Origin of the sequence: Streptomyces pseudovenezuelae (assembly GCF_001513955.1) — a bacterium.
In the GTDB taxonomy this organism is placed as follows: domain Bacteria; phylum Actinomycetota; class Actinomycetes; order Streptomycetales; family Streptomycetaceae; genus Streptomyces; species Streptomyces pseudovenezuelae.
In genome coordinates this window covers 301,176-320,109 of record NZ_KQ948150.1, presented here as the reverse complement: position 1 = coordinate 320,109, position 18,934 = coordinate 301,176, and the positions used below count along the sequence as shown (strand labels likewise).

At 71.1% G+C, this 18,934-nt stretch carries 19 protein-coding genes; 13 read left to right on the top strand and 6 right to left on the bottom strand.

Features of this window, described 5'->3' with window-relative positions; all coding sequences use genetic code 11:
- Nucleotides 1–10: 10 nt before the first annotated feature.
- From AQI94_RS29480 to AQI94_RS29470, 3 genes are all read right to left on the bottom strand, one after another.
- Nucleotides 11–940 carry an anti-sigma factor RsbA family regulatory protein gene (locus tag AQI94_RS29480; protein WP_031041538.1) on the bottom strand — a complete coding sequence of 310 codons (930 nt, stop codon included), beginning with the start codon at nucleotides 938–940 and terminating at the stop codon, nucleotides 11–13.
- On the bottom strand, nucleotides 937–1,233 hold the full coding sequence (locus tag AQI94_RS29475) for an STAS domain-containing protein (RefSeq protein WP_078902670.1): 297 nt from the start codon (nucleotides 1,231–1,233) through the stop codon (nucleotides 937–939). The genes AQI94_RS29480 and AQI94_RS29475 overlap by 4 nt, the downstream gene beginning before the upstream one ends.
- A gap of 217 nt (nucleotides 1,234–1,450) precedes the next feature.
- Complete coding sequence (locus AQI94_RS29470; protein ID WP_031041544.1) at nucleotides 1,451–1,909, bottom strand: Lrp/AsnC family transcriptional regulator; 459 nt, start codon at nucleotides 1,907–1,909, stop codon at nucleotides 1,451–1,453.
- A 77-nt stretch (nucleotides 1,910–1,986) separates the two neighbouring features.
- On the opposite strand from AQI94_RS29470, the gene AQI94_RS29465 reads away from it, so the two are divergent.
- From AQI94_RS29465 to AQI94_RS29455, 3 genes are all read left to right on the top strand, one after another.
- Nucleotides 1,987–3,159, top strand: a complete 1,173-nt coding sequence (locus AQI94_RS29465) for a Glu/Leu/Phe/Val dehydrogenase family protein (protein WP_031041547.1) — start codon at nucleotides 1,987–1,989, stop codon at nucleotides 3,157–3,159.
- A 5-nt stretch (nucleotides 3,160–3,164) separates the two neighbouring features.
- Nucleotides 3,165–3,518 carry a VOC family protein gene (locus AQI94_RS29460; RefSeq protein ID WP_031041551.1) on the top strand — a complete coding sequence of 118 codons (354 nt, stop codon included), beginning with the start codon at nucleotides 3,165–3,167 and terminating at the stop codon, nucleotides 3,516–3,518.
- A 420-nt stretch (nucleotides 3,519–3,938) separates the two neighbouring features.
- Entirely contained in the window at nucleotides 3,939–4,142 is a 204-nt protein-coding gene (locus AQI94_RS29455; protein ID WP_020120296.1) for a cold-shock protein, read from the top strand.
- Nucleotides 4,143–4,403: 261 nt separating this feature from the next.
- Here the strand turns inward: AQI94_RS29455 and AQI94_RS29450 are convergent, their stop codons facing one another.
- Nucleotides 4,404–5,195 (bottom strand): CPBP family intramembrane glutamic endopeptidase, encoded by a 792-nt coding sequence (locus AQI94_RS29450; protein ID WP_031041555.1) that lies wholly within the window; start codon nucleotides 5,193–5,195, stop codon nucleotides 4,404–4,406.
- A 149-nt stretch (nucleotides 5,196–5,344) separates the two neighbouring features.
- Nucleotides 5,345–6,304: a LysR family transcriptional regulator gene (locus tag AQI94_RS29445; protein ID WP_037941761.1), complete on the bottom strand. Its 960-nt coding sequence runs from the start codon at nucleotides 6,302–6,304 to the stop codon at nucleotides 5,345–5,347.
- A 370-nt stretch (nucleotides 6,305–6,674) separates the two neighbouring features.
- On the opposite strand from AQI94_RS29445, the gene AQI94_RS29440 reads away from it, so the two are divergent.
- Entirely contained in the window at nucleotides 6,675–7,685 is a 1,011-nt protein-coding gene (locus AQI94_RS29440; protein WP_031041560.1) for an ArsR/SmtB family transcription factor, read from the top strand.
- A gap of 645 nt (nucleotides 7,686–8,330) precedes the next feature.
- Here the strand turns inward: AQI94_RS29440 and AQI94_RS45155 are convergent.
- Nucleotides 8,331–8,486, bottom strand: a complete 156-nt coding sequence (locus tag AQI94_RS45155) for a DUF6131 family protein (RefSeq protein ID WP_020120291.1) — start codon at nucleotides 8,484–8,486, stop codon at nucleotides 8,331–8,333.
- Nucleotides 8,487–8,960: 474 nt separating this feature from the next.
- Here AQI94_RS45155 and AQI94_RS29435 point away from each other — a divergent pair, with 474 nt between their 5' ends.
- From AQI94_RS29435 to AQI94_RS29395, 9 genes are all read left to right on the top strand, one after another.
- Entirely contained in the window at nucleotides 8,961–9,890 is a 930-nt protein-coding gene (locus AQI94_RS29435) for an ABC transporter ATP-binding protein (RefSeq protein ID WP_031041565.1), read from the top strand.
- On the top strand, nucleotides 9,890–10,711 hold the full coding sequence (locus tag AQI94_RS29430; RefSeq protein ID WP_031041569.1) for an ABC transporter permease: 822 nt from the start codon (nucleotides 9,890–9,892) through the stop codon (nucleotides 10,709–10,711). The genes AQI94_RS29435 and AQI94_RS29430 overlap by 1 nt, the downstream gene beginning before the upstream one ends.
- Before the next feature lie 26 nt (nucleotides 10,712–10,737).
- The gene (locus AQI94_RS29425; protein ID WP_051832019.1) at nucleotides 10,738–12,057 is read left to right on the top strand and encodes a sensor histidine kinase; all 1,320 of its coding nucleotides are present in this window, start codon (nucleotides 10,738–10,740) and stop codon (nucleotides 12,055–12,057) included.
- Nucleotides 12,054–12,722, top strand: a complete 669-nt coding sequence (locus tag AQI94_RS29420) for a response regulator (protein WP_031051670.1) — start codon at nucleotides 12,054–12,056, stop codon at nucleotides 12,720–12,722. The genes AQI94_RS29425 and AQI94_RS29420 overlap by 4 nt, the downstream gene beginning before the upstream one ends.
- Before the next feature lie 314 nt (nucleotides 12,723–13,036).
- Complete coding sequence (locus AQI94_RS29415; RefSeq protein ID WP_031051672.1) at nucleotides 13,037–14,308, top strand: MFS transporter; 1,272 nt, start codon at nucleotides 13,037–13,039, stop codon at nucleotides 14,306–14,308.
- 363 nt (nucleotides 14,309–14,671) lie between these two features.
- Complete coding sequence (locus AQI94_RS29410) at nucleotides 14,672–15,658, top strand: fumarylacetoacetate hydrolase family protein (RefSeq protein ID WP_031051674.1); 987 nt, start codon at nucleotides 14,672–14,674, stop codon at nucleotides 15,656–15,658.
- Nucleotides 15,655–16,614, top strand: a complete 960-nt coding sequence (locus AQI94_RS29405; protein ID WP_031051676.1) for a cyclase family protein — start codon at nucleotides 15,655–15,657, stop codon at nucleotides 16,612–16,614. The genes AQI94_RS29410 and AQI94_RS29405 overlap by 4 nt, the downstream gene beginning before the upstream one ends.
- A 129-nt stretch (nucleotides 16,615–16,743) precedes the next feature.
- Nucleotides 16,744–17,907: an FAD-dependent oxidoreductase gene (locus tag AQI94_RS29400; RefSeq protein ID WP_031051677.1), complete on the top strand. Its 1,164-nt coding sequence runs from the start codon at nucleotides 16,744–16,746 to the stop codon at nucleotides 17,905–17,907.
- Nucleotides 17,898–18,929, top strand: coding sequence for an amidohydrolase family protein (locus tag AQI94_RS29395; protein ID WP_062230024.1), 1,032 nt, complete (start codon nucleotides 17,898–17,900; stop codon nucleotides 18,927–18,929). The genes AQI94_RS29400 and AQI94_RS29395 overlap by 10 nt, the downstream gene beginning before the upstream one ends.
- The last annotated feature ends 5 nt before the right edge of the window (nucleotides 18,930–18,934 follow it).

Genomic DNA, 18,934 nt, shown 5'->3' with positions numbered 1-18,934 from the left:
ACGCCACGGATCAGTGAGGGCTGACGTAGCAGCGCACGGTCGTGCCGGCGGGGCCGGTGTGGACGCGTACGAGGTCGGCCAGCGTGTGGACGAGCAACAGGCCCCGGCCGCCCGGCCTGTCGCGTGCGGGTGGGCAACGTCCGGCGAGCGGATCGGCCAGGTGCCCGTGGTCGCGCACCTCGCACACCACTTGGTCGCCATCGGCCCACACGCGCAGGGTGCCGGAACCCCCGCCGTGCACCACGCTGTTGGTGGTCAGCTCGGCCACGATCAGGGCCACGTCGTCCAGACGGACACCGGAAAGGCCGTACCGCGCGGCCTGTTCGACCGCGAAGTTCCGGGCTCTGGGCAGTTGGCCGGCCTGGAAGGCGAGTTCCTCGGCGGCTGCCGGCGGCTCAAGGGGCTGGTTGTAGCGTTCGACCACGTGCTCGGGGGCGTAGGCGGTGCTGGGCCGCTCCCTGCCGCCGGAGATGATCACGGGGTGGGTCGCGTGCGCGTCGGTGAGTGCCTGCTCATCGAGGCGGTCGGCGTCGTAGGGGCACAGGATGGTGACGTCCCTGCCTTGGAACGCCGGGTTTATCAGTGCCTCGTGCTGGGCGCATGCCGGGTACTCCAGCGTGCTGCGGCCGGCCCAGATCGGCTCACCGATGATCCGCACCCGCGCCTGGCGGTGGGTGTCCGCGAAGGCGCGCAGCACCCGCGGGATGATCCGTCCGGGGTTGCGCCCCGCCTCGGTCATGTCGAGGAACCTCACCTTGGCGGCGTCCTCGCCCAGGGCCGTCTTGAGGAGGGCGAGGTTCGGCCCGGGCACGGCCACCGCCACCGGCTCCCCGGCCTTCAGGCCCTCGCGGACGAAGGACACCGTGCCGTGCAGGTACTCCTTCTCGCCCCGGTAGAACAGGGCGGGATGCACGAACGGTTCGGTGCCGGCCTCCGTCATCGCCCCATCACCTCGACAGTCAGCAGGTCAGGCCAGAACAGGTCCAGGACGCGCCGCAGGGTGGCAGGCGGCTCCTCGATCACGATGCGTCGCCCGTGCGGAAGGCCCTGGGCGGTCATCGCCAGAGCGGAGACGCCGGCGACGTCGACGAAGGTGACCGCTGACAGTTCCAAGTGACACGTCTCTTCGTCGCTCCGGGCAAGGTGGCACAGGGCCTGTTCCCAGGCCGAGCGGGTGAGCAGGCCGACCTCTCCGGCCGCTTGCCAGCCCGGCCGGTCCGCCAGCGGCAGCACACGCAGAGAGCTTGCGGACGGCTCCGGCGATGCCGGCAACGCGTCTGCCTCCCCTGAACCGCCCACCCCGCCACCCCTGGTCGCCCGCATCCCGCTGCCCAGTATCTCCTACCGGTGGAGTGCGGGTGGCGACAGCATGGAGAAGGCGATGTCGAGGCGCGATCCGGTGGGGCCCCGGTCCACCTCCCGTCGCACCGAGCCGCCCGCGCCCCGCGGTTCACGGAGCGAGGGGTTCGAGCACCTGGTTGTGGGTGTGCTGGTAGATCACAGAGGTGCGGAATCCGACGACTTCGCGGCGTGCCGTGAACTTGTCCATCAGGAAGCCGTGGAGGTGGTCGACGCTGGGCGCCGAGACATGCACGATCATGTCGTCCCCGCCGGTGACGACGTAGACGGTGCTGACCTCGGGCAGACCGGCCGCATAGGTCTTGAAGGCCTCGATGACCGCCCGGCTGAGGGGGCGGATCTGGAAGTGGATGAGCGCCTGGACATGGCGGTTGAGGGCGGCCGGATCGACGGCGGCGTGATAGCCGGTGATGACTCCGCGGGCGCGCAGTGCCCGAATGCGTTCCAGGCAGGTCGACGGGGCGATACCGAGGGCGCGGGCGAGGTCACGGTTGGTCTGCCGCGCATCGCGCTGCAGATGCCGGACGATCGCCGAATCAAGTTCGTCCATGCCGCGATTATGACGCCGCTGCCGAATTACATTCGGTCGATCACCGCGACTCTTGTCGGAACAGCTAGCTTCGGCCCATGACAGCCGCACTTATGGATGCACTGGCTCCCTACGTCCCGGACCCCTCGCACGAGCTGGTGCAGGTCGCGCGCGGTCGCCGCAGCGGCCTCGCGATCACCATCGCGGTCCACTCGACCGCGCTCGGCCCGGCCGCCGGCGGGTGCCGGATCGCGCACTACCCCGACCCCGCCGCCGCGCTCACGGACGCGCTGCGACTGGCCGCGGCGATGACCGAGAAGAACGCGCTGGCCGGGCTGGACCACGGCGGCGCGAAGGCGGTCGTCGCCCTGCCCGGCACGACTCGGCCCTCCGGCGCGGAGCGTACGGCACTGCTCCACGACCTCGGCGACGCGATCGATTCGCTCGGCGGCCGCTACATCGCGGGGCCGGACGTGGGCAGTGGCCCGGCGGACATGTCCGTGATCGGCGAACGCACCTCGCATGTCTGCTGCCGGCCCGCGGAAGCCGGCGGCAGCGGCGATTCCTCCGTCCACACCGCACGCGGGACCCTGGCGGCGCTGGGCGCGGTGGTCGACGAGGTCTTCGGCTCTCCGGGGCTCGCCGGCCGGACCTTCGGGGTGATCGGCCTCGGTGCGGTCGGCGCCCGAGTGGCCCGGCTCCTGGCCCGGGCCGGCGCACGGCTCGTCGTGACGGACGTCGACCCCGCCGCTCGCAGTCTGGCCGAGGAGGTGGGCGCCACCTGGGTGGATCCGGACCACGCTCTCGTGACGGAGGTCGACGTCCTGGTGCCGGCCGCGCTCGGTGGCCTGCTGACCGCGCGCACGGTGCCCCTGCTGCGGTGCGCCGCGGTCGCCGGCCCGGCCAACAACCAACTCGACGAACCGGCCACCGCCCGGCTCCTGGCCGCACGCGGCATCCTCTGGGCACCCGACGTGGTCGTCAGTGCGGGAGGAGTCATCCACGCCACCGGTGTCGAGCTGCGTGGGGAGTCCGAGGAGCAGCTGACCGAGCGGCTCTCCGGCATCGCCGCGACGCTCCGGCAGGTCTTCCGCACGGCCCGTGCACAGGGCATCACGCCCTCCGACGCGGCCACGGACCTCGCCCGGCAACGCGTTCGGCAGGGAGCCCTGCACCCGGCTCACGGTGCGCTGCTGCCCGCGGCCTCGCCGGCTGCCGGGACGAGGAAGCCCGGGCCTCCCGCATCCCGCCCGACGACACAGGAGAACTGACGATCATGACGAATCGCTGGGTCGGAGTGACCATCGACTGCCTCGACGTGGAACGCACGGCCGCTTTCTGGAGCGCGCTCCTGGATCGCCCGGCCATGCCGTCCCGCCCCGGCTGGGTCTATCTCGGTCACCCCGACGACCCACAGCCCCGCCTCACCTTCCAGCCGGTGACCGAACCGAAGCGTGCGAAGGTACGCCTGCACCTCGATGTCGCGGTCGACGACATCGACCAGGGCATCGCCCGGGTTCTGGCGCTCGGCGGCCTGTTCACCGGCGAACGGCACGAGTACGACGAGGGCGTGGTCGTCGTGATGACGGATCCCGAGGCGCACGAGTTCTGCCTGGTCCAGTACTACTGACCTGCCGTACGGGCTGCGACGCCCCCGGGACAGGGTCCACGGCCGAAACCGGGCGGTCGTCCTTCCGGCCCAATCCGCTTCGTCCGGAACGCGTGCGTCCGCGACGCGGCCGGCCCCAGGAACATCAGCGGCAGGGCCCGGATCGGCCCGGAAACATGGGTCTGACTCGGGCCGTCGCGGAGCAGCAGCACGTCCACGCGGGGGAGTTCGGCGACACGCCGGGTACCGAGTCGGCCGCGTTCTCGGTAGCGGCGGCCACTTCCCGGGTGTAGCGTCGTGATCCAGCAGTCGTGGTTCCGAAGTCCTGTTCGCCCGTGATCGCCGTCACGGGCGTTCTTGCGTGTCAGCGCCTCTCCGGACCAGGGCGATCACCTCCGGGCGCGCAGAGTGCGGGCCCGGTTTCCCTCGAAGGAGACGGTTATGGCCAAGGGCACCGTGAAGTGGTTCAACAGCGAGAAGGGCTTCGGATTCATCGAGCAGGAGGGTGGCGGCCCCGACGTCTTCGCCCACTACTCGAACATCGCCGCCCAGGGCTTCCGCGAGCTGCAGGAAGGCCAGAAGGTCGAGTTCGACGTCACGCAGGGCCAGAAGGGCCCGCAGGCGGAGAACATCCGCCCCGTCTGATTCCGCTGCTGCGGCAATCGTCAACTGGTCGGTGGCACGTCGGCGTCCTCGCACGCACGATGAGCCGATGAACCGACCGGGCACGGAGTGGTGTTGAGGAAGTGGGGTACGGATTCGGTCCGGCCCGAGGGTTGTTCCGTCTCCTCACCTCACTTTCTCGCCCCCGGCGAGAGCCGGGACGCCGCACCTGTTCTCGTGTCCTGTTCGAGCCGTGTGCCGGACAGGGCACGAGAACCAGCCAGACCATCGAGCACCTGCGTGTCAGTCCAGCGCACCCGCCTGCTCGGGGCGCTCGTCGGGGTCCGCACGGACACCGTCCCGCGCCAGAAGAGCATCGCCGGTGCCGTAGCGACGTAGCAGCCACACCCCGTACGCGACATGGAAGACGTACACCCCCACCTGCCACCAGTCGGGTGCCGCTCCCGGTGAACGGATCTGGAAGAAGTCGTCCAGTCCGTGGACGGCGACCATCGGCCAGACCGAGCCGATCGCGTACCGCAGCCCCCCACAGGTGAAGCCGAACAGGCCGGCCGACAGCATCTGCCACAGCGTGTCGTCCAACGGGGCGCCGAAGAACAGATAGTTCTGCAAGTGGCCGACGCCGAACAGGAATCCGACGCCGATCGCCGCCCGCATCGCACCGAGCGGGGTCAGGATCTGTTGCACCAGGCCGCGGCTGTAGATCTCCTCGTTGGCGCTGACCCACAGCAGCGAGATCAGACTGCCGGCCACCAGGGTCGTACATCCCTCCACGCCCGCCACGGCGTACGAGCAGGCCACGAGGAGCATCGGCAGAGCCGGCCACCAGCGGCGCGGTCCGCCCAGCACGGCGACACCACTCACGCGCAGCCATCCCCACCGCCACAGGACGACCCAGGCACCCGCGAAGCAGACCGCGTTGACCACGGTGGCGCCCAGGTCGGGAAACCAGGACGGGGCCAGGGGAGGCAGGACCACCTTGGCGAACAGCAGCAACACCGCATGCCAGGCGAAGGTGAACTCGACGGCGCCCCACAGAGGGTGGCGGCTTACGTGGCCTTTCCACCGGTGCATCACGCGGCGAGCGTAACTGCGGGCTTCCGCTCCGCGCCCTGCGCTTTCGGAAAGGCGGCGCCGGGGGCCTGCCGATGGCAGCAACTCCCGTGGCCGGAAAGAGAGTTCCTAGGTGGCCGATGCGGTGTGGGATCGGACCCCCACCCGCGTCATGCGTCGGGTGCGGAGTCGGCAGGCGTGCTTCCGGGCTGCCGGACCGTCTGGTGGGCTGCCTCGCGCAGGGCGGATACCGCCGGCTCGTCCCGGTGGTCGGGAAGCCAGGCGAGTTCGGCCGTCGAGAGGCCGAGCTCCGGGCAGTCCACGTAGGTGATGCCGGCGCGCGGGTACAGGCGGCGGGCCGCGGCGGGCAGGAAGGTGATCGCACCCCCTTGGGTGACGGCGAGGACCATGGCCTCGGTGTCTCTGACGACAGGGCCGAAGCGGACCCTGGTGCCGTCCGGGCGGGGGTTGACCGTCAGGTGGTTCCACCACGAGCGGGGCACTTCCGGCGGCATGTCGACGACCGTGCGTTCGGCCAACTGGTCGAGCGTGAGTACGTCCCGGTCGGCGAGCGGGTCGTCGTCGGACAGACAGACCACCCGTGCCTCGGACGCCAGGTGCAGGGACTGGATCCCGCCGGGCAGGGGTCCGCGAAGGAAGGCGGCGTCGACCTCCCCGCTGAGCAGGGTGCTGAACATGTCGAGGAAGGTCAGGTTCCGGACCTCGATCTCCAGGTCGGGGTGGCGACCGCGGAGGTGGGCGAGAATGGCCTGGGCGTAGGGCATGGCTGCCTCGGCCCCGAGGCTGCCGATCCGCAACAGCCCACGCGCCGCACCGACATGACGACCGGCTGCCTGTCGCAGTCGCGCCATGGCGTCGACCACTGCCCTGGCCTCCTCGGCGACGGACCGGCCGGCCGGGGTGAGCCGCACACTCCGGCCGCCGCGCTCGACGAGTACGACACCGAGCCGCTGTTCCAGCGACCGGATCTGCTGACTGAAGGCAGGCTGGGTGACGTAGACCCGCGCTGCCGCACGACCGAAGTGAAGCTCCTGGGCGAGGACGAGAAAGAGCCGGAGTTGGTGGAGACTCGGCTCTCGCCTGCCTCCGGATCCGCCACCAGCGCCCATAAAGGAAAGTTTATCGACAGGGAGGTCATCCTCTTCGTCCGTTCGGCTTCCCCCTCCGGGCCGACTCCATCAGGATCTATGGGGCCGACTCGGCCGGCGGAGCAGGATGAGCGGAACTACTGCCGCAGAGCTGCTTCCCGGCCTGCGACCTTCGGCCCCTCCTACGTCCGCATCGACCCCTGCGGTGATCCCTGCCCTCGGTTGGCCATCTCGGTCCGGGCGGCGAACAGGCCGCATCCGTAACGGCGTTCGGCCCGACGCGCTCGCCATGGCCGACGCAACGCCGGGGCCGTTCAGGCGCGATGGGCCCGGCCCGGCGTTCGGCCCCTCACCTTCTCTCGTCCGTCCACCACCCTCCTCAAGGAGCCACTTGCTACGTATCCACTTCAGCTGGCGCGATCTCGAGAACATCCGGATCGCTCAACAACCTGATCCTCTGTGGGAGTTGATGTGCGCGGTCTGCCGCCTGCAGACACGTCATGGGCTCGTGGAGTTCGGGCACTGGCGCCGCGAGACAGGTCAACGGCTGTCGCGGGACCTCCGGGCCTCACACGCCCTGGGCACTCTGCGCACCGTCATCCCGGCCTCCGGCTACATCCCCGACTTCCTGACGCCTCCCGTCACAGGCGAGTGTCTGGAGGCGGGACTCGAATCGTTACGGGCGACACCCCGCGACCGATTGACCGCGGAACTGACGCGGTTCTCCGACGCACGGCCGGTGCCGGGCTGGATGTGCGGCCCCCACGAGGCACCCGCAGCATCGCTCAAACTGGCCTCCGACGCGCTGCGGGCCTCGTACCGGACCCTCCTGGAACCCTATTGGCGGCATGTCCGTTCAGCCGTGGGCAACGATGTCTCGGTCCGCACCCGCGCCGTCCTCGACGGAGGCTCCGCCGCCCTCCTGGACGGTCTGCGCCCCTTCGCCCGCTGGAACCCGCCGTATCTGGACGTCGACTACCCCGTCGACCGGGAACTGCGGCTGGATGGGCGGGGGCTGATGCTCGTACCGTCGTATTTCTGCTGGGGCAGACCCACGGCCCTCGCTGATCCCCACCTGGATCCGGTCCTCGTCTACCCCGTGATGAAGCAGCCGCTCGAGATCGCCCGAGCGGGCGAGGAACGGCTCGACCGGCTGCTCGGCCGGACCAGGAGCGCGGTGCTCGCCGATGTGGCGGGCCATTCCACCCGCACCACCACCGAGGTGGCCCACGCCCTCGAACTCGCACCGGCCAGTGCGAGCTATCAGATAGGAGTCCTGCGCGGGGCAGGACTCATCGTCAGCAGACGGGACGGCAAGCACGTCGAGCACACGGCGACGTCCCTTGCCCTCAACCTGTTGGCAGGCTCCGGGACGACACTTCGAAGAGGACCGAAAACATAGCGGCCCGCGCACGTGCGTGACACCGTCTTTGCCATCGTTGAACGACCAGGGGGAATCACATGAGGCGTGCCGTCAAGGCCGCGCTGATCGCGCTGTTGGTGCTCGGCTGCTGCTCCGTCCTGGCTGCCGCCGGCTCGGCGCCCGTGCAGCACGTGACGATCAGAGCGCGCTGACGGGAGAACAAGGGCAGTGGCTCCCCGTGCCGAGTGAAACGCCGTCTGCCTGACGGGCGACTCCACGGGCGACCTGCCCCTCACAGACGGCCCTTGCCGGGGCGGCCGACCCGCCTGCCGGCGAGCACCGACCGAAGACCGATGGGGGAACTAATGAACCTGCACAAGCGGACGATCACCGTCGTGTTCCTGGCAGCGACCGTGCTGGGCGCCCTCGGTGCGCCTGCCATGGCGGCGCCGATGCCGTGGGAGACCAGCAAAGTCCCAGCCCCCCCAGCTGTCACGTCAGTCCCACTCACCTCACACGGACACAACGGCACCTTCGGCGTCCGGTGCGGGAACCCCTGCTACCAGTAGGCGCCACGCCCCGGGCGATGCCCTTACCGCTCGCGCAGGAGGAGGGCCCGCTCACTGAGCGGGCCCTCCTCGCGAAGGCAGGCATTCAGCCGGACGTGGTTCGAGGACAGCCCGGTCACCAATAGTGACGTCGGCCGGCGACGGCGTGCCCCATGGATCCCATGACCCAGAACACTGCACCGACCACGGCCAGGATGATGCCCAGGGTCCACAGGATCGATATACCGGTCAGGAAACCGATGACGAGCAGGATGATGCCGAGCGCGATCATGACGTACCTCCTGGTGCGAGCTGACGTGTTACCTCCCGGATGCCCCGAAGCGGCAACATCACCCCACCCCCGCCCATCATCTCGATGCCGTGTTCGTTGATCACTGAGGGTGTCGGTGCCTGTGCGGCTTCCCTCAGGTCCACTGCCGCCGTGGTCGCGGGAGCGAGACGGTCCGGGGTCGGCGGCGGTGAGCCACCGGCCCGGCCGGGGTGTTCGGTGCCTGCTGCCATCGCCCCCGGGTGTTCACCACCGTGGCCGCAGCCGTACGACGGCGCAGGCGGCGCCACCGGCTGAGGCGTGCGGTGCCGTCATACCTGCGGCGTACGGGTGATCGGCGCCGAATGGCACTGCGGTACCAGTCGGAACGGTGAAGTGTCCCCCGTGGTCCCAGGGTCTTGGCCCGCTGCGCTCCTATGGTCGATTGCGAAGGTCGCGGCGCTCGCCCGGCCGAGTACGACGTGAAGGGCCCACCCCATGATCGAGGTACGCGAGCTGACGAAGCGGTACGGCGACAAGACGGTCGTCGACCATCTGAGCTTCACCGTCAAGCCCGGAGAGGTCACCGGCTTCCTCGGCCCCAACGGCGCCGGCAAGTCCACCACCATGCGCATGATCGTCGGCCTGGACTCCCCCACCAAGGGCTCGGTCACCGTGGGCGGCACCTCCTACGCCAAGCACACGGCACCCCTGCACGAGATCGGCACCCTGCTGGAGGCCAAGTCCGTCCATCCCGGACGCAGCGCCTTCAACCACCTCATGGCACTCGCCTACACCCACGGCATCCCGCGCAGCCGAGTGGACGAGGTCATCGAACTGGCCGGCCTGACCAGCGTGGCCGGCAAACGCGTGGGCGCCTTCTCCCTCGGCATGGGCCAGCGGCTCGGCATCGCCGCCGCCCTGCTCGGCGACCCCGCGATCGTGATGCTCGACGAACCCGTCAACGGCCTCGACCCCGAAGGCGTGCTCTGGGTACGCAACCTCCTGCGCTCCCTGGCCGACGAAGGCCGGGCCGTGATGCTCTCCTCGCACCTGATGAGCGAGACCGCACTGATCGCCGACCACCTGGTCATCATCGGACGCGGCCGGCTCCTCGCCGACACCACCGTCGACGACTTCACCCGGGAGGCGAGCGGCGGCGGCGTGAAGGTCGCCACCGCCGAATCCGGCCGACTGCGCTCGCTGCTCGCCGGCCCCGACGTCACCATCACCTCCTCGTCCGCCGAGGAACTCCTGGTCCTGGGGCGCGACGCCCGCCAGATCGGCCGGATCGCGGCCGAGCACGGCGTGGCACTGTACGAACTCACCCCGCAGTCCGCCTCGTTGGAGGCCGCGTTCATGGACCTGACCAGGGACGTCGTCGAGTACCAGAGCCATCCCGTCGAGACCGGGCGAAAGGCAGCCTGATGACCGTCACCGAACTCACCCCCACCGCGGCCTACAAGGTCACCGGCCCGCGGGTGCTGCGCTCGGAGTGGGCCAAGTTCTGGTCCCTGCGCTCCAGCTGGATCACCCTCGGCGTCGCCGTGGTCCTGCTGATCGTCTTCGGCGCGATCGCCTCCGCCACCTACAGCCCCGGCGCCACCGCCCAGGGCGGGCCGCCCGGAGCCGACTCGGGCGACCAGGACGCGGTGAGCCTCGCCCTGCTCGGGGTGACCTTCGCGTCGCTGGCCGTCGGTGTGCTCGGCGTCCTGCTGTCGGCCGGCGAGTACACCACCGGCATGATCCGCTCCACCCTCACCGCCGTACCGCGCCGCCTGCCCGTCCTGTGGTCCAAGGCCGCCGTGATCGGCCCCGTCATCCTGGTCCTGACCACCCTCGGCGCGCTGGCCGCGTTCCAGCTGGGCACGCTGGGTCTGGACGGCGAGAAGATCGCCCTGTCCCTGGGCGACGACGGTGTGCTGCGCAGCCTGGCCGGGGCCGGCCTCTACCTCGCCCTGGTCGCCGTGGCGGGCGTGGCCCTGGGCGTGCTGCTGCGCTCCAGCGCCGGAGCCATCGCGGTCCTGGTGGGCGTCCTGCTCATCCTCCCGGGCCTGGCCTCCCTGCTGCCCGACTCGCTCTACGACACCATCAACCCCTACTTCCCCAGCAACGCGGGCTCGGCGATGTACGCCCTGCACCAGTCCTCCGACGCCCTCTCTCCCGGGGCCGGACTCGCCGTCTTCGCCGGGTGGGTGGCCCTCATCCTCGCCGGGGCAGCCTGGCGGCTGACGAAGAGCGACGCCTGAGCGGCGGTGCGAGATCATTGGGGATCATGAGACGGGCCCCCGCGACCACGCCCCGGGGGACGGCCGACGCGCCGTCCCCCGGGCTCGCCGACGCCTGGGCACACCCGCTGCTGGGCCGGATGCTGCGTGGTCGCACCGCCCGGCGCCGGCTGGACCAGCGGCACCCGTGGCTGCTCGACACCGCGGTCGTCCTCGGGGTCTTCCTGCTGAGTCTCCCCGACGTGTTCTCCCCCGACCGCCACGGCCCCTTCGGCGACACCATGAACCACACCCATGCGCCGACCGCGGTGCGCGTCGCCTTCGCCGTCGCACTCGCCGTGCCGCTGTGGTGGCGCCGCAGGACCCCGGCCGTCACCTACTGGGTGATCTCCGCGGCGTTGGTGGCCCAGTGGTCGCTGGGGGTGTGGCAGCAGACCGGCATGGCCACGCTCATCGCCCTCTACAGCCTGGCCCTGCACGGGTCCCTGCGCGGGCTCGGCTGGGCCGCCGCCGGCACCGCGGCCGAAATGACGTTGGCGGTCTGGCTCCTGGCCCCCGTCGAGCACCCCTTCCTCGGTCTCTTCTTCCTGCTGGGCACGGCGACCGCGGCCGTCGCCATCGGCCTGACGCTGCGGATCCGCCGCCTCTACCTCGCTGCTCTGGAGGACCGGGCCACCCGCCTGGAGGTCGAGCACGACCAGCGCGTGCGGCTCACCACCGCCGCAGAACGCGCCCGCATCGCCCGCGAGATGCACGACATCGTCGGCCACAACCTCTCCGTCATGGTCAGCCTCGCCGACGGCGCCGCCACCCTCGCCACCAACCGCGGTGAGACCTCCGCCGACGCCCTGCGTATCCTCGCCGACACCGGCCGACAGGCCATGAGCGAACTCCGACGGGTCCTCGACGTGCTGCGCGAGGAGCGGGGGCAGGAGGAGGACGTGCGGCCGCTCGGCCCGCAGCCCGGCATCCACGACCTGGAGCCCTTGCTGGCCCGCGTACGTGCGGCGGGCCTGCCCGTGACCTACCGGACCACGGGTGACCTGGACGCCCTCGGCAGCGGTATCCAGCTCACCGTGTACCGCATCGTCCAGGAAGCCCTCACCAACACCCTCAAACACGCCGGCCCGGACGCCACGGCCGACGTCACGGTCACCAGGGACACCGGTACCGTGCGCGTCGAGGTCGCCGACACCGGCCGGCCCGCGGCCGGAGCGCCGTCCGGCGACACCGGACACGGTCTCGTCGGCATTCACCAGCGGGCCGCCCTCTACGGCGGCACCGTCACGCTCGGCCCGCGTGCCGCCGGCCACGGCTGGCTCGTCGACGTCGTGCTCGTCGTACCCCCGGGAGTTCACCAGCCATGACCACCGTCCTCATCGCCGACGACCAGCCCCTGCAGCGCATGGGCGTGCGCATGCTCCTGGAGGGCACCCCCGGTGTGACCCCGGTCGGTGAGGCCGCACACGGCGCCGAGGCGGTCCGCATGGCCGCCGAACTCCGCCCCGACGTCGTCCTCATGGACATCCGCATGCCCGGCATGGACGGCATCGAGGCGACCCGCCGCATCGTCGCCGCCGGCGGCCGCACCCGCATCCTCATCGTCACCACCTTCGACCTCGACGAATACGCCTACGAAGGCCTGCACGCCGGAGCCAGCGGCTTCCTCCTCAAGGACGCCCGTCCCGAGGAACTCGTCGCCGGCATCCACGCCGTCGCCACCGGCGACGCCGTCGTCTCCCCCCGCCTCACCCGCCGTCTTCTGGACGCCTACACCCACCGGGTCCTGGCCCCGACCGGCACCCCGCCCGCCGACGACCCCCGCCTGCGGACCCTCACCGAGCGGGAACGCGAAGTCCTCGTCGCCATCGGCAAGGGCTGGACCAACACCGAGATCGCCGAGCGCCTGGTCCTGACCGAGTCCACCGTCAAGAAGCACGTGGGGCGCGTCCTCGCCAAGATCGGCGCCCGTGACCGCATCCAAGCCGTGATCACGGCGTACGACACCGGGCTGGTCAGAGCCAAGCCGTAGCCGGTCCCCGCACCGGCGTCAGGGGTCGTCGCACCGTGCCGACCACGAGCCGGGACGGACTCCTTTCCGAAGTCTCCGTGCCCGTGCCGCAGCCGTCGCATCCACTCTGTGGATGCCGCGCTATACGGGATTCGGATCGCTCGGAGGATGGCCAACCGGGCCCGGTCCGCCCATAGTCGACCTCACCCCGCACGCCGCTGTCCGGACCAGCCGCCGACGTGCGGTCGTCCGCAGCATGCCGTGCCCACCGGCGCCCGCAACGAGGTCGTCCGCGCGAGGCATGCCGCTCCCGTCCATCGTCTCCTGGAGTCGCCATGCCCGGTTCCGTTCCGCCGACGTGTCCCCCCGCGGAAGACACCGCCCCCTTGTCGCCCGTGGCCGCTTCCGGTCCGGCCCATCTGCTGCGGGTGACTCTGTTGATGGCGGGCAGCTGTCTGCCGATCCTGGGCGCGGTGCTGATCGCCCCGGTCCTGCCGAAGATGCAGGACGACTTCGCGTCGGTGCCCGGCGCCAAGGCCCTGGTGCCCCTGGCACTCACCGTGCCGGCGCTGGCCCTGGCACTGCTGGCCCCGTTCGCCGGCGTGCTCGTGGACCGGCTGGGCCGCAAACGGCTGCTGATCGTCGCGGCCGTGCTGTACTCGGTGTTCGGCACCGCCCCGCTGTGGCTCGACTCCCTGGGCGCGATCATCGCCAGCCGTGCCCTGGTCGGGGTGACCGAGGCCGCGATCATGACCTGCTGCACCACCCTGATCGGCGACTACTACTCCGGCCGGCAGCGGGTGAAGTACCTCGCTCTGCAGACCATGTGCGCCTCCGCGTCGGCCACCGCCTTCTTCGTCGTCGGCGGCGCGGCCGGATCGGCGGGCTGGCGGGTGCCGTTCTGGGTGTACGCCGTGAGCCTGGTGCTCGCGCCCCTGATGGCGGCGGTGCTGCCCAGCCCGGCCGGCCGCACGACCGCGGACGAGGCCCCGGTGCCGGGGACGGCTCCTCGTCGTTCGTTCCCCTGGCGGCAGTTGGCGGGCATCTGCGCCCTCACCTTCTTCGGCGCGGTCGTCTTCTACACCGTGCCGGTCGAGATGTCGTATCTCCTCGACGACCTCGGGGTGACGAGCACCGGCGTGATCGGCCTGGCCACCGCGATCGCCAGTGCGGCCACCGTGGGCGGCGCGATCCTCTTCGCCCGCCTCAGGCGCTCTCCGGAACCGCTGATCCCCGCCGTTCTCGCGGTCTGCGCGGTCGGCTTCGGGGTGATGTTCCTCGCGGGCAGCACTCCGCTCCTGGTGATCGGGGCGGTGATCAACTGTGTCGGCACGGGCATGCTGCTGCCCGCCCTGCTGACGAGCGCCATGTCCCGTCTGGCCTTCGAGGACCGCGGTCGCGGTACGGGGTTGTGGACGGCTGCCTTCTTCGGCGGTGAGTTCGTGTGTCCGCTGATCCTGCTCGCCGGGGAGTCGGTGGTGGGGAGTCTCGCGGGTGCGGTCGGCGTGCTCGGGGTCGCCACGGCTCTGGTCGCGGGCGGACTGCCGGCTGTCCGGCGGCGGGCGGGGGCCGTCGGCACGCGGTCACTGCCGGAGCCTTCGGCCTGACGGCTGCCTGAGGGCCGCACCCCTTGTCGTTGTCGTTGTCGTTGCCGTGGCTCGTCAGCGTCGCGCCGGCCTCGGTCGCCTCCGGCGCAGCAGGATGTGGGGAGGACCGCGGGCCAGGTGCTTCTGCCTCATGGTGACCTCGCGGCTTTCAGCGGCCGGATCGAACTCGCCGCCCGACGGGAGAAGACCCGTTCCGGCAGGTCGCCGACGGACGCGCGGCGCGAGGCCGAGTCCGACCGATCACCGGGCACCACCTGGAGTGCGAGGACCATCCACTGCATGGATGCAGTGCATCCACAGGATCTATTTCCGTGATCGGCCGTTCCGGGCCACAGTAGACCCGACCCCGCAGGAGGACATCAGATGGCAACGCTCGCGCAACCTGTCGGCCCGTTCGCGCTGGGAACATTCTCGGTTCCGGACGCAGAGCCGTTCCCCGGGCTTCTCTCGAAGGGCCGGGTGCTCGACCTGAGCGCCGCGCTGGCCTGGGCGCCGTCCGGGATGCGTGCCGTGCTGGAGCGCTGGGAGGAAGCCCTCCCGGTGCTGCATGTCCTGGCCGCCGAGGACGCCCTCGACTGGCGGCCGCTGGAGGGCCTGCGCGTGCACGCACCGGTCGAGCCCCGGCAGATCTTCCAGTCCGGCGCGAACTACCGGCAGCACGTGATCGATCTTGAGGTCGCCCACCGCTCCCCCGACGACCCTCGCACCATCGAGGAGGCCCGGGCGGAGGTCGCCGCGGTGATGGACCGGCGGGCGGCCGAGGACCTGCCGTACGTGTTCATCGGCCTGCCCAGCACTATCGCGGGCCCGCACGACGACGTCGTCCTGCCCTCCTGGGCCGAGCAGCCCGACTGGGAGCTGGAACTTGCGGCGGTCGTCTCCAGGCCCGTGTACCGGGTGCCGGTCGAGGAGGCCCTGGAGTACGTCGCCGGGTACACGATCGCCAACGACCTCACCGACCGGGCCACCGTCTTCCGCCGGGACATGAAGGCCATCGGCACCGACTGGCTGCGCTGCAAGAACGCTCCCGGTTTCACACCGCTCGGGCCGTGGATCGTCCCCGCGGAGTCGATCGCGGACCCGGGCGACCTGCGGGTCACGCTGAAGCTGAACGGCGAGACCATGCAGGACGAGTCCACCAAGGACATGCTCTTCGGGATCGCCCGCCTGGTGTCGTACATCTCCCAGACCTCCCGGCTGCTGCCCGGCGACCTCGTCCTGACGGGCAGCCCGGCCGGGAACGGCATCCACTGGGGCCGGCTGCTGCGCGACGGGGACGTCATGGAGGGTTCCATCACCGGGCTGGGCATGCAGCGCACCCGCTGCCTCGCGGAAGGTGCGATCGCATGATCGACCGTACGGACCCCGAGGGCGCGATCGCCGAGGCCGCCAAGGCGTACTCCAACTGGGGGCGTTGGGACGAGGACGACGTGCTCGGCACCCTGAACCTCCTCGACGAGGCGAAGCGGCGTGAGGGCGCCGCGCTCGTCCGGCGCGGCGTCAGCTTCTCCCTGTCGCAGCGGTTCGACATGGACGGCCCGCAGAAGGGCTGGCGTCGGCGGACCAACCCGGTGCACACCATGCTGGACACGGGCACCGACGCGGCGCTGGGCAACCAGGGCTTCCCGCACGGCATCGGCGGCGCGGACGACGTGATCGCGATGCCGTTGCAGTGCTCCACCCAGTGGGACGGCCTCGGGCACATCTTCGACCACGGCAAGGCGTGGAACGGCCGGGACGCCGAGAAGGTCGTCACCTCGGACGGCGACCTCGTCACCGGCATCGAGCACATGGCACCGCATGTGGCCGGCCGCGGGGTGCTCCTCGACGTGGGCCAAGTGATCGGTACCGACGGCGAGTTGCCCGACGGCTTCGCCATCACCGAGGAGCACGTGACCGCGACCGCCGAGGCCCACGGTGTGCGCGTCGGACGCGGTGACATCGTGCTCGTCCGCACCGGGCAGCTGGCCCGCGCCCGGCGCGAGGGCTGGGGCGACTACGCGGGCGGGCCCGCCCCCGGCCTGTCCTTCACCACCGCCGGCTGGCTGCACCGCACCGAGATCGCCGCGATCGCCACCGACACCTGGGGCTTCGAGGTGCGCCCCAACGAGTTCGACAACGCCTTCCAGCCCCTGCACCAGGTCGTCATCCCCAACATGGGCCTGCTGATCGGCGAGATGTGGGACCTCGACGCTCTCGCCGCGGACTGCGCGGCCGACCGCGTGTACGAGTTCTGGCTCACCGCCGCTCCCCTGCCCATCACCGGCGCCGTGGGCTCCCCCGTGAACCCCCTCGCCGTCAAATAGCCCACCCAGTCGCCGGGTGCGCTCTCCACGGACAGCAGCCGCGCACCCGGTATCGGCCCGCACTCCCCGCGGGCGAGCCGCCCCCAACCGCCCGAAGCCGTGCGGACCGACCGTGAGGTGACCCCGACCATGACCCACCACCACCCGCTCACCCAGCCTCCGGGCGAAGGCACCCGTACCGTCCTCGTCGTCGGCGGGGGCGCCTCCGGCAGCGCCGTCACCATCCTGCTGCGCCGCGCCGGCATCGCCGTCGACCTGATCGAGGCCAAGCCCGACTGGAACGCCACCACCGGCTCCGGCATCACCCTCCACGGCAACGCCCTGCGCGTCCTGCGTGAGCTGGGCGTCTGGGAGCAGGTGAACGCCTCGGGGTTCGCCTTCGGCTCACTGGGCGTGACCACCCCCGACGGCACCGTCCTGTTCGTCGCCGACGACATCCAGACCGGCGGCCCCGACCTGCCCGCCACCCTCGGCATGCCGCGCCCCCGGTTGCAGCAGATCCTCATCGACGCGGTCCGCGCGTCCGGCGCCACCGTCCGCCTCGGCACCACCGCCGAAACCCTGGAACAGGACGCCGACGGCGTCTCGGTGCGCCTCAGCGACGGCACCGAGGGCCGGTACGACCTGGTGATCGCCGCCGACGGTCTCCATTCCGCGACGCGCGCCGCGATCGGCATCGCCGACCGGCCGGAGCCCACCGGGATGGCCATCTGGCGCATCGCCGCACCCCGGCCCGAGGGTCTGACCCGCACGGACCTGGCGCACGGCGGCCCCGCCTACATCGCGGGCTACTGCCCCACCAGCGAGGACACCATCTACGCCTACGTCGTCGAGGCCAACCGCGATCGCGCCTCGATCCCACCGGAAACGTACGCCGACGAGATGCGCGCACTCGCGCAGCACTACGGCGGTTTCTGGCCCGAGATCGTGAAGCACATCGAGGACCCCGCCAAGGTCAACTACACCTGGTTCCACCGCCTCCTGGTGGAGGGCCCCTGGCACCGGGGCCGGGTCGTGCTCGTCGGGGACGCCGCGCACTGCTGCCCGCCCACGTTCGCCCAGGGCGCTGCGATGTCCCTGGAGGACGCCCTGGTCCTGGCCGAGCTGCTGACCACCCGCGACACCTGGGACGACCAGCTCTTCACCGACTACCACGCCCGGCGGCTGCCCCGCGTGCGCAGGGTCGTCGACGCCTCCGTCCAGCTCGGCCGGTGGACGCTGGACGGAGTGCGCGACGCGGACATACCAGGGCTGACCCACCGCACCCTGAGCGCCCTGAAGGAATGCCCGTGACCGAGCCGGAGTCCACACCGACGATCGACGTCCACGCCCATCTGCTGCTGCCGGAGGTCGAGGAGGCCGTGGCGGGTGCACCCGGCCTCGCCGAGGCCCGCCGCCTCGACACCCGCCGCAACGGCTCGGCGGCGCCGGCCGTGAGCGGGCCCATGGTCGGCGCGCGCATACCGAGACTGACGGACGTGGCCGTGCGGCTGGCGGCCATGGACGCACAAGGCGTGGACATCCAGCTGGTCAGCCCCTCCCCCTCGCACTACCACTACTGGGCCGGCCCCGAACTCGCCCGCCATGTCTGCCGGTTGGCCAACGAAAGCACCGCCGCGCACTGCGCGAAGGCCCCCGACCGGCTGCTCGGTCTGGGCCTGGTCCCGCTCCAACACCCGGCCCTCGCCGTGGAGTTGCTCGATCACGCGCTGGAGCAGGGGCTGAAGGGCGTGGAGATCTCCTCGCACGCCCCCGGCCCTGGCGGGACACGGGAGGTGGAACTCTCCGACCCGCGCCTTGGGGACTTCTGGACCCGGGCCGAGGAGACCGGTGCCCTGGTCTTCCTGCATCCCTTCGGCTGCACGCTCGACGAACGCCTGGACCAGTGGTACCTGTCCAACACCGTCGGCCAGCCCACCGAGAACGCCGTCGCGCTCTCCCACCTGATCTTCTCCGGTGTCCTGGACCGCCGTCCGGGCCTGAAGCTGGTCGCGGCGCACGGCGGCGGCTATCTGCCCACCCACATCGGCCGCTCCGACCATGCCTGGCGTGTACGGCCCGACGCCCGGGGCTGCGCCCGGGAACCCAGCAGCTACCTGAAGCAGCTGTACGTCGACTCCCTCGTCCACGATCCGCACGTCCTGCGGACCCTGATCGCCGCCTGCGGAGCCGACCGCGTCCTGCTCGGCTCCGACTTCCCCTTCGACATGGGCACCGAGGACCCGCTCGCCGCCCTGCGCGCCGCGGACCTGCCCGACCCCGACTTCCACGCCGTACGCGGAGCCAACGCCTCCGCCCTGCTCGACCTCGCCTGAGGAGG